This window comes from Rhodobacter maritimus, assembly GCF_058747975.1.
On the sequence record NZ_CM179095.1, the window covers coordinates 874127 to 886853 of the forward strand.

Below are 12727 nucleotides of genomic sequence, written 5' to 3' on the forward strand. Positions count from 1 at the left end.
CCGGCGCAGATCAGTCGTTGAACTTGCTCATGACGAGCGTGGCATTGGTGCCGCCAAAGCCGAAGCTGTTGGACAGGACCGAGTCGAACTCCACGTTCTCACGCAGGGTCGTGGCAATTTCCTCCGGGCGGATCGCCGGGTCCAGCTGGGTGACGTTGGCCGATGCGGTGATGAACCTGCCCTGCATCATCAGCAGGCAATAGATCGCCTCGTGCACGCCGGTGGCGCCCAGGCTGTGGCCGGTCAGCGACTTGGTGGACGAGATCGGCGGCACGCCATCCTCGCCGAAGACGCGGCGCACGGCCTCCACCTCGGTCACGTCGCCCGCGGGGGTCGAGGTGCCGTGGGCGTTGATATAGCTGATCTTGCGCCCCTGCGGCAGCGTCGAAAGCGCCAGCCGCATGGAGCGTTCGCCGCCCTCGCCCGAGGGGGCGACCATGTCGTAGCCGTCCGAGGTGGCGCCGTAGCCCGTCAGCTCGGCATAGATCTTCGCGCCGCGGGCCTTGGCATGTTCCAGTTCCTCAAGCACCACGACGCCGCCGCCGCCCGCGATCACGAAACCGTCGCGCGTGGCGTCGAAGGCGCGGCTGGCCGTGGCGGGGGTGTCGTTGTATTTCGACGACATCGCCCCCATCGCGTCGAACAGGCAGCTCAGCGTCCAGTCAAGCTCTTCGCCGCCGCCGGCAAAGACCACGTCCTGCTTGCCCATCTGGATCAGCTCGGCCGCGTTGCCGATGCAATGCGCGCTGGTCGAACAGGCCGAGGTGATCGAGTAGTTCACGCCCTTGATCCGGAACGGCGTCGCAAGGCAGGCCGAGTTCGTCGAGGACATGCAGCGCGTCACCATGAACGGGCCCATCCGCTTGGGGCTGCCCTTTTCCATGACGATGCGATGCGCCTCGAAGAAGTTCGAGGTGGACGGCCCGCCCGAGCCCATGATCAGCCCGGTGCGCGGGTTCGACACATCGCCGTCCTCAAGCCCGGAATCGGCGATCGCCTGCTCCATCGCCAGGAAGTTGTAGGCCGCGCCGGGCCCCATGAAGCGCAGGTTGCGCTTGTCGATATGGTCTTCCAGCACGATCTGGGGCATGCCGTGGATCTGGCTGCGGAAGCCGTGCTCGGCATATTCCGGGGCAAAGACAATCCCCGAACGGCCGGCGCGCAGGCTGGTGGATACTTCTTCGGCATTGTTGCCGATGGGCGAGACGATGCCCAGTCCGGTGATGACGACGCGGCGCATTGAGGCCTCCTTGTTGGCGTTCGGTCTCAGCTTTCGGAAAGCGCGACCTTCATGTCCTTGACCTGATAGATGACCTCTCCATCAGCCTCGACGATCCCATCGGCCACGCCCATGGTCAGGCGGCGCGTCTGGATGGCCTTGGTGAAATCGACCTTGTAGGTCAGCATCTTGCGATCGGGGCGGACCATGCCGGTCAGCTTGACCTCGCCCACGCCAAGCGCGTAGCCGCGCCCCTGCCAGCCGCGCCAGCCAAGGTTGAACCCGGTCAGCTGCCACAGCCCGTCCAGTCCCAGGCAGCCCGGCATGATCGGGTTGCCGGGAAAGTGGCAGGCGAAGAACCACAGGTCCGGCGTGATGTCGAATTCTGCGACGACATGGCCCTTGCCGTGCAGGCCCCCATCCCCGGAGATCTCGGTGATGCGATCCATCATCAGCATCGGAGGCTCGGGGAGCTGGGCGTTGCCGGGGCCGAAAAGCTCGCCGCGTGCACATTTCAAAAGATCCTCGCGGTCGAAACTTGTCGCAAAGCCTGCCATAAGCACCTGTTCCTATCCGGTGTTGCCTTTCCAACCCTCTAGCACCGGGCCGCCCGCGCACGCAAGTGCCACCGCCTGCGGCGTGATGCTTCGCAACGGGTTCTGCCGCGCGGCCATTGAAATTCCGCCTGTCTTCTGCATATAGTGCGACAGGAAAGCACATGGACACGCCCATGAAGAAACTATCGTTCGAGCGCGGCCAGGACTGGCTGTCGAAGGGGGGGCTTCGCCCGACCCGCCAACGGCTTTCGCTTGCCTCGCTTCTGGTCGGGGACGGCATGGACCGCCATGTGACCGCCGAGGGCCTGTTCGCCGCCGCGCAAGAGGCCGGGGATGGCGTGTCGCTTGCCACGGTCTACAACACCCTGCGCGCCTTTTGCGATGCGGGCTTGATGCAGGAAATCACCGTCGACGGCACGCGCAGCTATTTCGACACCCGCATGGACGACCATCCGCATTTCTACTGGGAAGACAGCGCCGAGCTGAGCGATGCCCCCAGCGACGAACTTGAGATCACGCGCGTGCCCCGCGCCCCCGAAGGCGCCGAGGTGACGCGCGTCGACGTGGTGATCCGGGTGCGCAAGACCTGAGGGTCACGCGGCGGTTTCGGGGGCACCCCGACCAATGCCGCGTTTCGCATGAATGTCAGGTTTCGGGTTACTTTTTGCGCCCGGGTTCATTCGGCTCGTTGGAAAATAGCGCAATCTTGTTGCCATGCGGGTCACGAAGGTAGGCGACATAGAAGTGGGGGCTATACGAAGCACGGAAGCCAGGCTGCCCCTCGTCAGAGCCGCCCGCAGTCAGCGCAGCCTCATGAAGGTCTCGGACCTGTTTCTGTGACCTCGCCTGAAACGCGACCATGACGCCATTCCCTGCCGACGCAGATTGTCCATTGAAGGGCGACTTGACATAGAATTCTGGCTGAACGGAGGATTGATCTGGCTCTATGGGCAGGATGTAACTCAAGTCTCCATGATACTTTTCAAGCCTGTAGCCAAGAGCTGGGAGGAACGCTGAGTAAAAGCGCTCTGCCTTCGTAATATCGTCTGCTCCGACCGTGACGTAGGCAATCATGCGGTGGACCCCTCCAATAGTTTGCGCGATGGCAGTTGGATCGCCGTAAATCAGGAGGGTAGCATAGTCGGAAGCGGCCATTAGAGTAGCCGTAACGATGGCTCACTCCGCCCCGAACGCCCCCGTCAAACCGAAAAAGGCGCCCTGCGGGGCGCCTTCGTTACTAGATCGGGCCGAAAGGATCAGTCCTTCGCGCGCTCGACGTAAGAATTGTCTTCGGTGTTGATGACGATGCGCGTGCCCGCCCCGATATGCGGCGGCACCATCACGCGGATGCCCCCCGTGCAGGTCGAGGGCTTGTAGCTTGACGAGGCGGTCTGGCCCTTCACCACCGGTTCGGTCTCTTCGACCTCGACGGTCACCTTTTGCGGCAGTTCGATCGCGATGGCGACCTCTTGGTAGGTTTTCAGCCAGACGCGCAGCCCGTCGCGCAGGTGCACCTTGGCATCGCCCACCACATCCTCGGAAACGGTAAGCTGTTCATAGCTTTCGGGCTCCATGAAGTGATAGCCCTCGCCGTCTTCGTAAAGGAAATCGTATTCCTTTTCCTCGACATGGGCGCGCTCGACCTGTTCGGTGGTCTTCCAGCGTTCCGACACCTTGGTCCCGTCCGAGATGCGGCGCATGTCGACCTGGGTCACGGGGGTGCCCTTGCCGGGGTGGAAGTTCTGGGCGGTCAGAACGACATAAAGATGGCCGTCGATCTCGACGACATTGCCCTTGCGCAGCGAGGAGGCGATGACTTTCACGGATGCTCTTCCTTGTGATGGTTCGGCCCGCGGCGTAAGTCAGGCGGGCGCTTGGCACCGCGCCTAGCGCATCTGAACCGGAATTTCCAGCCGAAAGCCGCAGCGATGACCGATACCCCCTGGTGGAACCGCGATGCCCATGCCGACCGGCGCCCGCTTCTTCTGGCGCGCAACCGCATCCAGGCGGCGATCCGGGGCTGGCTGGCCCAAGAGGGCTTTGTCGAGGTCGATCCCGCCGCGCTGCAACTCAGCCCCGGCAACGAGGCGCATCTGCATGCCTTTTCCACCGAGGCGATCGGCAATGACGGGCAATCGCGGCGGATGCATCTGCATACCTCGCCCGAATTCGCCATGAAAAAGCTGCTCGCGGCCGGTGAGACGCGCATCGCCGCCTTCGCCCATGTCTGGCGCAACCGCGAAAGGGGCGTGTTGCACAGCCCCGAATTCACCATGCTGGAATGGTATCGCGCGGGGCAGGACTACGCGGTTCTGATGGAGGATTGCGCGACCCTTCTGGCCCTTGCCGCGCGTGCCGCGGGAACCGGCCTTCTGCGCTTTCGCGGGCGGGAATGCGATCCCTTCGCCGCCCCGGAACGGCTGAGCCTGGCCGAGGCCTTCGCGCGCCATGCCGGGATCGACCTGCTTGCCACCGTGGCTGGGGATGGCCGGACCGATGCGGCGGGCCTGCGCGAACAGATCCTGCGGGCGGGGCTGCGGGTGGCGCCCGATGACACATGGTCCGACATGCTCAGCAAGGTTCTGGTGGACCGGATCGAGCCCCGCCTGGGGCTGGGCCGCGCCACGATCCTTGACCGCTATCCCGTCCCCGAGGCCGCCCTTGCCCGCCGCGCGCCCGACGATCCGCGCGTGGCCGAACGCTTCGAGCTTTATGCCTGCGGGGTCGAGTTGGCCAATGGCTTCGGGGAGTTGACCGACGCGGCCGAACAGCGCCGCCGTTTCACCCAGGAGATGGACGAGAAACAGCGCGTCTATGGCGAGCGCTACCCGCTGGACGAGGATTTCCTTGCCGCCCTTGCGCAGATGCCCGAGGCGTCGGGGATCGCGCTCGGCTTCGACCGGCTGGTGATGCTGGCCACTGCCGCGCCGCGGATCGACGCGGTGATCTGGGCGCCGGTGCCGGGCTAGGCGCCCTCGGCCGCGTATTGGCGTAGAAGGGCCAGCGGCACGACCTCCAGCGCACGCTGATGGGTGGCGGAAAGCACCACGCGCGGGGCGCAGCCCTCGTCATGCGCCTCGAGGAAGCGCGCGGCACACAGGCACCAGCGATCGCCGGGGTGCAGGCCGGGAAAGGCGAATTCCGGGCGCGGGGTGGTCAGGTCGTTGCCGATATAGCGCGACCAGGCAAGGAATTCGGCCGTGGTGATGACGCAGACCGTGTGGCTGCCGCGATCCTCCCAGCAGGTATTGCACAGCCCGTCGCGGAAAAACCCGGTGCGCGGGCGCATCGAGCAGGGCTCTAGCACGGTGCCGAGCACGTTGATCGAGGGGACCATTTCCAAAAGGCAGCCTCCGTTGGCCAAGCTTCGGCCAAGGCGGGGGCCGTGACAAGCCTTTCCGTGACGCGGCGGGGGATCTAGCGGCGGAACCTGTCCACCAGGCGTTCCAGCGGCGAGCGGGCCTCGGGTTCGGGCGTTGCGGCATCCGCGGCGTCCGGGGCGGGCTTGTCCGGGGCGGCGGGCTTGCCCTGCTGGCCGCTTGACGGGCGCGGCGGCGCGGTGCGCAGCGCGACGGCATTTAGAAACCGCGCGCCGTCATCGGCCGCAAGGGCCGGCGCCCCGTCCGAGATCCCGCGCAGCAGGTCGTCCAGCCAGTCCTGATCGGCCTTGGCGAAATCGGCCAGCACATAGCCCGAAACGCGGTCCTTGTGGCCCGGATGGCCGATGCCCAGGCGGACGCGGTGATAGCCCTCTCCGATATGGGAATGCAGCGAGCGCAGCCCGTTATGGCCCGCATGCCCGCCCCCCGTCTTTACCCGGCAGCGTCCGGGGGCAAGGTCCAGCTCGTCATGGAAGACGGTGACATCGGCGGGGTCGATCTTGTGAAAGCGCATCGCCTCGCCCACCGATTGCCCCGAAAGGTTCATGAAGGTGCCGGGCTTGAGCAGCACGATCCGCGCCGCGCCGATCCGGCCCTCGCTGATCTGGCCCTGGAACTTGGCGCGCCAAGGGCCGAAGCCGTGATCCTCGGCGATGCGGTCCACCGCCATGAAGCCGATATTGTGCCGGTTTCCGGCGTATTTCGCCCCCGGATTGCCCAGTCCTACCCAGAGTTTCATCGCGCCCTCCGATTGCGGCGCGACTTTAGGGGCGGGCGGGGGCGCGTGCAAGCATGCTTGCACGCGCCCCCGGGGCGGCGCCGTCAGGCGGCGCAATGGTGACACGGCGTATCAGGCGATGGGGAAATGAAAACGCGGGGTCCACACATTTGCGGCCCCGCGTTCGGCAGTTCTGTCGGCAATGCCCGCAGATTATTCCGCGGTGTCGCCCTCTTCGCTGTCGGCTTCGTTATCGGCCGACCGCAGGCCCGAGGGCGCCGCGATGTTGGCGATCACGAAGTCACGCTCGATCGTCGGCTTGGCGCCGGCGGGCAGTGCGACATCGCTGATGTGGATCACGTCACCGATCTGCTTGCCGGTCAGGTCGACCACGATCTGCTCGGGGATGTCACCGGCCAGCACGTCAAGCTCCACCTCGGGGCGCACGATGGTCAGCGTGCCGCCGCGCTTCAGGCCGGGGGCCTGTTCGTGGTTGATGAACTCGACATGGATGAACAGCGCGATGCGCGAGTTGCGATGCGTGCGCATCAGGTCGATATGCGTCGGCAGGTCCTTGACGACATCGCGCTGCACGCCGCGGCAGATCACGCGCACGTCTTCCTGGCCGTCCACCTTGAGGTTGAACAGCGTCGACATGAAGCGGCCCTTGCGCAGGCGCGTCAGCAGCTTGTTGAAGTCGAGGCTGATCGGCATGGGGTCTTTGCCGTCGCCATAAACGATACCGGGTACGTTGCCCTCACGACGAGCTTGACGAGCGGCCCCCTTGCCTGTCCCCGTCCGCACCACAGCTTCGAGATTCTCGATCTCTTTGGCCATTGGTCTCTCCATAGGTCAATAGGTTACCGGGCCTCCTCCAAGGGTGCAGGCCCGCAAGGCCGCCCGGTTATCCGCCTTGGCGGGGAAAGGCAAGCGGAATGTCATGGCAAGGCGCGCGGGTGGAGGGGTGCTTGGCAGCGCCCCGCGCGCATGATAGCGCAAACGTCAGGTGGGAACGACAGTCCGGGGGCAGGAACATGCAGCTGATCGCGGTGGCGCGCTCCAGCCGCGCGGCGGGCGCGGGGTTGGCGGCAATCGGCATCTTCTGGGGCGGGTTTGCCGCCTGCCTGCCCGAATACAAGGCGCGGGCGGGGGTGGATGACGCGGGGCTGGGGGCGCTTCTGCTGTTGGCCGCCGTTGGCGGGATGACGGCGATGGCGCTTGCGCCGCGCGTTCAGGCCCGGCTGGGCGGCGCGGTTCTGCCGGTGCTGGCGGCGGGCGTGGTTCTGGCGGCGCTTGGCCCGCTGCTGATCGCCTCGCCCGCAAGCCTTGGCGCGGTGCTTCTGGTGATGGGGCTGGCGATGGCCGCGCTCGATATCGCGGCGAATGTGCGCATTTCGGTCGATGAGGCGGAGACGGGGCTGCCGCTGATGAACTTCAACCACGCGCTGTTTTCCTTTGGCTTCGCGGGGGCGGCGGCGCTGACGGGCCTTGCGCGGCGGACAGGCGCCGGGCCCGAACTGATCGCGCCGGCGCTTGCGGGGGCGCTGGCCGTCTTCGCCCTCTTGATGATCGAGCGTTCGCGGCGCCCGGTGCCGCCCGCGCCCGCCCATGACAGCGCCCCGGCATCGCCATGGCGGGCGATCCTGCCCGCGGCGCTGATCCTTTTCGCGGCCTTCGTGGCCGAGAACGCCACCGAAACCTGGTCCGCGCTGCATATCGAGCGCACGCTTGGCGGCCCTGCGGGCGAGGGCGCCTTCGGCCCCGCCATGCTGGGGCTGACCATGGGGATCGGGCGCCTGTCGGGGCAGATGCTGGCCTCCCGGCTGGGCGAGGCGCGGCTGGTCGCGTTCTCGGCGGCTCTGGGCATGGCGGGGGCGCTGGTCGTGGCGCTTGCCCCGGTGCAATGGGTTGCGGTGCTGGGAGTGGCGCTGATCGGGCTTGGCTGCGCGGTCGTGGTGCCCTCGGCCAATTCGCTTCTGGGGCGGGCGGTGCGCGCCGATCAGCGCGCCTTCGCCATCTCGCGCGCGTGGCTTCTGGGGTTCACCGGCTTCTTCATCGGGCCGGTGGCGATGGGGCTTATCGCGCAGGGCGCGGGGCTGCGCTGGTCCTTCGCGGCCATCGTTCTGGTGCTGTCGCTGATCCTGCCGGGCCTTGCGCGGCTGTGCGGGAGGACAGAGCAATGAGCCTGAAGATTGAAATCTGCGATCCGCGCGATGCCGATGCGCTCTGGTGCCTTGGCCAGTATTACGCCGAACTGAACCGCCGTTTCGCAGGCGGTTTCGACGTGAACCTGTCGCGCGATCCCGAGGCGGGTGCGATGGTGGCCCCGCGCGGTGCCTTTCTGGTGGCGCGCGATGCGGCGGGGCCGCTTGGCTGTGTCGGGCTCAAGGGGGGCAAAGATTATGCCGAGATCAAGCGGCTTTGGGTTGCGCCGCACGGGCGGGGCAGGGGGCTGGCACGGGCGCTGATGGCGGCGGTCGAGCAGGCGGCGCGCGGGCTTGGCATCACGCTTCTGCGGCTCGATACCAATTCCGCCCTGCCCGAGGCGGCGGCGCTTTATCGTGCCACCGGCTGGATCGGGATCGCGCGGTTCAACGACGATCCCTATCCCGACCTGTTCTTTGAAAAGCGCCTGACGCCCGGACCCGGCCCGCGCGCTCAGGAATAGCAGTCGAAAAACCCGTTGGGGATCAGCAGGTTGTCGCGCGACAGCTCGGTCACCTTGCGTTCGCCGCAGAGCGCCATCGAGATATCGAGCTCTTTCTGGATCACCTCAAGGGCGCGGGTCACCCCGGCCTCGCCCATCGCGCCCAGCCCGTGCACGAAGGCGCGCCCGATGAAGGTGCCATGCGCGCCAAGCGCAAGCGCTTTGAGCACGTCCTGGCCCGAGCGGATGCCGCTGTCCATATGCACCTCGATCCGGTCGCCGACGGCTTCGACGATGCGCGGCAGCATGCGGATCGCGCTCAGCGCGCCGTCAAGCTGACGCCCGCCATGGTTCGACACCACCAGCGCGTCGGCCCCGAAATCGGCGGCGATGCGCGCATCCTCTTCGTCAAGGATGCCCTTCAGGATCAGCTTGCCGCCCCATTTGTCGCGGATCCGCGCGATCTTGCCCCAGTCGAGCTGCGGGTCGAACTGCTCGGCGGTCCAGCTCATCAAAGACGCCGTGTCGCCCACGCCCTTCGCATGGCCCACGATATTGCCGAAGAAGCGCCGTCTGGTGCCCAGCATCCCAAGCCCCCAACGCCATTTCGTGGCCAGATCCAGAAGCACCGGAAGTGTCAGCCTGGGCGGGGCGGAAAGGCCGTTCTTCAGATCCTTGTGGCGCTGCCCGAGGATCTGGAGGTCCAGCGTCAGCACCAGCGCCGAACAGCCGGCCTTCTGCGCCCGCTCGATGATGGCATCGACGAATTCCTCGTCGCGCATCACATAAAGCTGGAACCAGAAGGGCTTGTCCGTATGCGCCGCGACATCCTCGATCGAGCAGATCGACATGGTGGAAAGCGTGAAGGGAACGCCGAAGGCCGCGGCGGCGCGCGCAGCCTTGATCTCGCCATCGGCATTCTGCATGCCCAGAAGCCCCACGGGCGCAAGGGCCACGGGCATTGCCACATCCTGCCCGATCATCGTCGAGGCGGTCGAGCGGCCGGTCATGTCCACCGCCACCTTCTGGCGCAGCCGGATCTGCGCGAAATCGGTCGTGTTCTCGCGGAAGGTCTGTTCGGTATAGGACCCGCTTTCGGCGTAGTCGTAGAACATCCGGGGCGTGCGCCGCCGGTGCAGCCGCTTCAGATCGTCGATGCAGGTAATCACAGGCATGTCGCGCACCCTCCCTATTGGTAAGTTTCCTTTACCAAAGCTGGGGTGCCCTGCGCAACCGTTCTGATCGGCCGAGACGGGCGAAGGCGGGTTTCCGCGTGCCTCAGGCCGAATGCGCGCCTTCGGCAAGGGCCGCGACGCCGGCCAGAACCTCGGCCACGGGCTTGCCCTCGCTGATCTGCTTGACGATGGCCGAGCCGATCACGCAGCCATCCGCGACCCCGGCGATGGCGCGCGCGGACTCGGGGGTGGTGATGCCGAAGCCGACGATCACGGGCAGGTCGGTCACCGCCTTGATCCGCGCAACCTCGGGGGCAACGTCGCTGGCCTGCGCCGCGGCCGCCCCGGTGATGCCGGTGATGGAGACGTAATAGACGAAGCCCGAGGTGTTCTGCATGACCTTGGGCAGGCGCTTGTCATCGGTGGTGGGCGTGGCCAGCCGGATGAAGTTCAGCCCCGCCGCCTGGGCGGGCAGGCACAGCTCCTCGTCTTCCTCGGGCGGCAGGTCCACGACGATCAGCCCGTCGATCCCGGCCGCGCGCGCATCCTGAAGGAACGCCGCGATCCCGCGATTGTAGATCGGGTTGTAATAGCCCATCAGGACGATCGGCGTGGTGGCGTCGGTCTTGCGGAACTCGGCGATCATGTCGAGCGTGCGTTGCAGCGTCTGCCCGCCCTCCAGCGCGCGCTGACCGGCAAGCTGGATCGTCGGGCCATCGGCCATCGGATCGGTGAAGGGCATGCCCAGCTCGATGATGTCGACCCCTGCGCCGGGCAGGCCCTTCATCACCGCAAGCGAGGTCTCGGCATCGGGGTCGCCCGCCATGATATAGGCGACGAAGGCTTTCTTCCCCGCGGCCCGCAGGTCCGCGAATTTGGCGTCGATCCGAGTCATGGCATCCCCTTTGGCTGTCGCAAGGGGTTTGCGGTATGGGCGGCGGAAAATCAAGCGCCGCGCGACGCTCAGGCGAACTCCTTCATGGGGCCGCCGATCATCCAGTGCGTGCCGAACCTGTCGCGCACCATCCCGAAGCCCTCGCAAAAGAAGGTTTCGCCAAAGGCCATGATTTCGGCGCCGCCCTCGGACAGCGCGTCAAAGACGGCGCGGGCCTTTTGCGCATCGGGCAACGTGTGGCTAACGGACACGGACTGCTGCGGCAGGCCTGGCATTCCGGGCGGGTAGTCCGACGCCATCAGCACCCGCCCGCCAAGCACCAGCGACGCATGGAGGACAAGATCGCTGCCGGCAAATTCGGGCGGGCCGTCGGGGGTCTGGCTGTAGCGCATGATCTGCAGGTCGTCGGCGCCGAACAGGCTGGAATAGAAGGTCATTGCCTCGGCGCAGTTGCCCTGGAAGTGGATATAGGGATCGAAGCTCATCGGAACCTCCTGATCTGTAGGGCCAGTGTGCCAGCGGCGCGGGCGCGTGGCAATGCGGGAAGGTTGGGACGGGAATATCGGGCGGGCAGGTGGCGGGGCGGTCCTTGCGCGGTGGGACGCGCTTGTCTATGAAGCGGCGGATCATTCAGCAGGGGAACGCGATCATGGGCTTCAAGATGGGCATCGTCGGGCTGCCGAACGTGGGAAAATCCACCCTGTTCAACGCGCTGACCAAGACCGCCGCGGCGCAGGCCGCGAACTTTCCCTTCTGCACGATCGAGCCGAATGTGGGCGAGGTTGCGGTGCCCGACGAACGGTTGGATCAGCTGGCCGCGATCGCCGGCTCGAAACAGATCATTCCGACGCGCATGACCTTCGTCGACATCGCGGGTCTGGTGAAAGGCGCGTCCAAGGGCGAGGGTCTGGGCAACCAGTTCCTGGCGAACATCCGAGAGACCGACGCGATCGCCCATGTTCTGCGCTGTTTCGAGGATGATGACGTGACCCATGTCGAGGGCCGTGTCGATCCGATTGCCGACGCCGAGACGATCGAGACCGAGCTGATGATCGCCGATCTCGAAAGCCTCGAGAAGCGGCTGGCCAACCTGCAGCGCAAGATCAATTCGGGCGACAAGCAGGCCAAGGAGGATGCGCGCCTGATGCAGGCCGCGAAAGAGGCGCTCGAGGCAGGGCGCCCCGCGCGCACCGTTGCGGTGGCCGAGGATGACCGCAAGGCCTGGGGGATGCTGCAACTGCTGACCGCCAAGCCCGTCCTCTATGTCTGCAACGTCGAGGAAGAAAGCGCCGCCAAGGGCAATTCGAAATCCGACGCCGTGGCGAAGATGGCTGCCGCCAGCGGGGCTGCAAGCGTCGTGATCTCGGCCAGAATCGAGGAAGAGATCAGCCAACTGGACGCAGAGGAAGCCGAGATGTTTCTGGGCGAGATGGGCCTGCAAGAGGCAGGCCTCGACCGTCTGATCCGTGCCGGTCACACGCTTCTGGGCCTTCAGACCTATTTCACCGTCGGCCCCAAGGAGGCCCGCGCCTGGACGATCCGCAAGGGTACGCTGGCGCCGCAAGCCGCCGGTGTGATCCACGGCGATTTCGAACGCGGCTTCATCCGCGCCGAGACCGTCGCCTACGCCGATTACGTGCAGTACAAGGGCGAGGCGGGCGCCAAGGAGGCGGGTAAGTTCCGTGTCGAAGGCAAGACCTACGAGGTCAAGGACGGTGACGTTCTGCACTTCCTGTTCAACGCCTGAGGGGATGCTGGTCTGGAAAAGTGTTTGGCGGATTGGAATTTTCTCTGCTCCCCACCGCGCCTTTCCCCTTGCCCCCGCCGTTGGCCCCGATTAAACGGGTCGGCGGAGACGTGGCCGAGTGGTCGAAGGCGCTCCCCTGCTAAGGGAGTAGACGGGAAACCGTCTCGAGGGTTCGAATCCCTTCGTCTCCGCCACATATCATTGAAAATTAAAGAAAATTTCAGTGTTGTGAGGAGCTACCCGCCTAAGCGCCCGCCTTTGATTTTGCGCTTGGCCGCGACCAGTTGCGACAACCGTCGATCAAGATTCGGGCTCGGCCACATTGGCGCACCGGTGCGGCAGGGTACAACGTTCATCGAAACTTCTCTCGAATGGCGGGCATCGGGGCG

General features: G+C 65.9%; 15 protein-coding genes and 1 tRNA gene. 6 read left to right on the plus strand and 10 right to left on the minus strand.

What is annotated here, in order from left to right; translation table 11 throughout:
- Positions 1–10 precede the first annotated feature (10 nt).
- Both fabB and fabA read right to left on the minus strand, forming a co-directional pair.
- A complete protein-coding gene (gene fabB, locus AC4PTO_RS04420) occupies positions 11–1240 on the minus strand; it encodes a beta-ketoacyl-ACP synthase I (protein WP_492732270.1) in 1230 nt (409 codons plus the stop codon).
- A gap of 26 nt (positions 1241–1266) precedes the next feature.
- Entirely contained in the window at positions 1267–1776 is a 510-nt protein-coding gene (fabA, locus tag AC4PTO_RS04425) for a bifunctional 3-hydroxydecanoyl-ACP dehydratase/trans-2-decenoyl-ACP isomerase (protein WP_492732272.1), read from the minus strand.
- 161 nt (positions 1777–1937) lie between these two features.
- Here fabA and irrA point away from each other — a divergent pair, with 161 nt between their 5' ends.
- Entirely contained in the window at positions 1938–2366 is a 429-nt protein-coding gene (irrA, locus tag AC4PTO_RS04430; RefSeq protein ID WP_492732274.1) for an iron response transcriptional regulator IrrA, read from the plus strand.
- Positions 2367–2433: 67 nt separating this feature from the next.
- Here the strand turns inward: irrA and AC4PTO_RS04435 are convergent, their stop codons facing one another.
- Both AC4PTO_RS04435 and efp read right to left on the minus strand, forming a co-directional pair.
- A complete protein-coding gene (locus AC4PTO_RS04435) occupies positions 2434–2850 on the minus strand; it encodes a VOC family protein (RefSeq protein ID WP_492733534.1) in 417 nt (138 codons plus the stop codon).
- Positions 2851–3032: 182 nt separating this feature from the next.
- Positions 3033–3599 carry an elongation factor P gene (gene efp, locus AC4PTO_RS04440; protein ID WP_492732278.1) on the minus strand — a complete coding sequence of 189 codons (567 nt, stop codon included), beginning with the start codon at positions 3597–3599 and terminating at the stop codon, positions 3033–3035.
- A gap of 105 nt (positions 3600–3704) precedes the next feature.
- Between efp and epmA the strand changes: the two genes are divergently transcribed.
- Positions 3705–4745, plus strand: a complete 1041-nt coding sequence (gene epmA / locus AC4PTO_RS04445) for an EF-P lysine aminoacylase EpmA (RefSeq protein WP_492732280.1) — start codon at positions 3705–3707, stop codon at positions 4743–4745.
- Here the strand turns inward: epmA and AC4PTO_RS04450 are convergent.
- The 3 genes from AC4PTO_RS04450 to AC4PTO_RS04460 all read right to left on the minus strand — a co-directional run bounded on the left by AC4PTO_RS04450 (position 4742) and on the right by AC4PTO_RS04460 (position 6711).
- Positions 4742–5113, minus strand: a complete 372-nt coding sequence (locus AC4PTO_RS04450) for a DUF2237 family protein (RefSeq protein ID WP_492732284.1) — start codon at positions 5111–5113, stop codon at positions 4742–4744. The two genes, epmA and AC4PTO_RS04450, sit on opposite strands and share 4 nt — an antisense overlap.
- 80 nt (positions 5114–5193) lie before the next feature.
- A complete protein-coding gene (gene pth, locus AC4PTO_RS04455) occupies positions 5194–5895 on the minus strand; it encodes an aminoacyl-tRNA hydrolase (protein WP_492732287.1) in 702 nt (233 codons plus the stop codon).
- Between the two features lie 192 nt (positions 5896–6087).
- Entirely contained in the window at positions 6088–6711 is a 624-nt protein-coding gene (locus AC4PTO_RS04460; protein WP_492732289.1) for a 50S ribosomal protein L25/general stress protein Ctc, read from the minus strand.
- Positions 6712–6908: 197 nt separating this feature from the next.
- Between AC4PTO_RS04460 and AC4PTO_RS04465 the strand changes: the two genes are divergently transcribed.
- Together AC4PTO_RS04465 and AC4PTO_RS04470 are read left to right on the plus strand one after the other, a co-directional pair.
- Positions 6909–8057: an MFS transporter gene (locus AC4PTO_RS04465; protein ID WP_492732290.1), complete on the plus strand. Its 1149-nt coding sequence runs from the start codon at positions 6909–6911 to the stop codon at positions 8055–8057.
- Positions 8054–8542, plus strand: a complete 489-nt coding sequence (locus AC4PTO_RS04470) for a GNAT family N-acetyltransferase (protein ID WP_492732292.1) — start codon at positions 8054–8056, stop codon at positions 8540–8542. The genes AC4PTO_RS04465 and AC4PTO_RS04470 overlap by 4 nt, the downstream gene beginning before the upstream one ends.
- Here the strand turns inward: AC4PTO_RS04470 and AC4PTO_RS04475 are convergent.
- From AC4PTO_RS04475 to AC4PTO_RS04485, 3 genes are all read right to left on the minus strand, one after another.
- Complete coding sequence (locus AC4PTO_RS04475) at positions 8533–9696, minus strand: alpha-hydroxy acid oxidase (RefSeq protein WP_492732294.1); 1164 nt, start codon at positions 9694–9696, stop codon at positions 8533–8535. The genes AC4PTO_RS04470 and AC4PTO_RS04475 overlap by 10 nt on opposite strands.
- A 103-nt stretch (positions 9697–9799) precedes the next feature.
- A complete protein-coding gene (gene trpA, locus AC4PTO_RS04480) occupies positions 9800–10591 on the minus strand; it encodes a tryptophan synthase subunit alpha (protein ID WP_492732296.1) in 792 nt (263 codons plus the stop codon).
- 68 nt (positions 10592–10659) lie between these two features.
- Entirely contained in the window at positions 10660–11076 is a 417-nt protein-coding gene (locus AC4PTO_RS04485; RefSeq protein ID WP_492732298.1) for a VOC family protein, read from the minus strand.
- Positions 11077–11240: 164 nt separating this feature from the next.
- Here AC4PTO_RS04485 and ychF point away from each other — a divergent pair, with 164 nt between their 5' ends.
- Positions 11241–12338, plus strand: a complete 1098-nt coding sequence (ychF, locus tag AC4PTO_RS04490; RefSeq protein WP_492732300.1) for a redox-regulated ATPase YchF — start codon at positions 11241–11243, stop codon at positions 12336–12338.
- A 104-nt stretch (positions 12339–12442) separates the two neighbouring features.
- Positions 12443–12532: transfer RNA gene (locus tag AC4PTO_RS04495), tRNA-Ser, on the plus strand.
- The last annotated feature ends 195 nt before the right edge of the window (positions 12533–12727 follow it).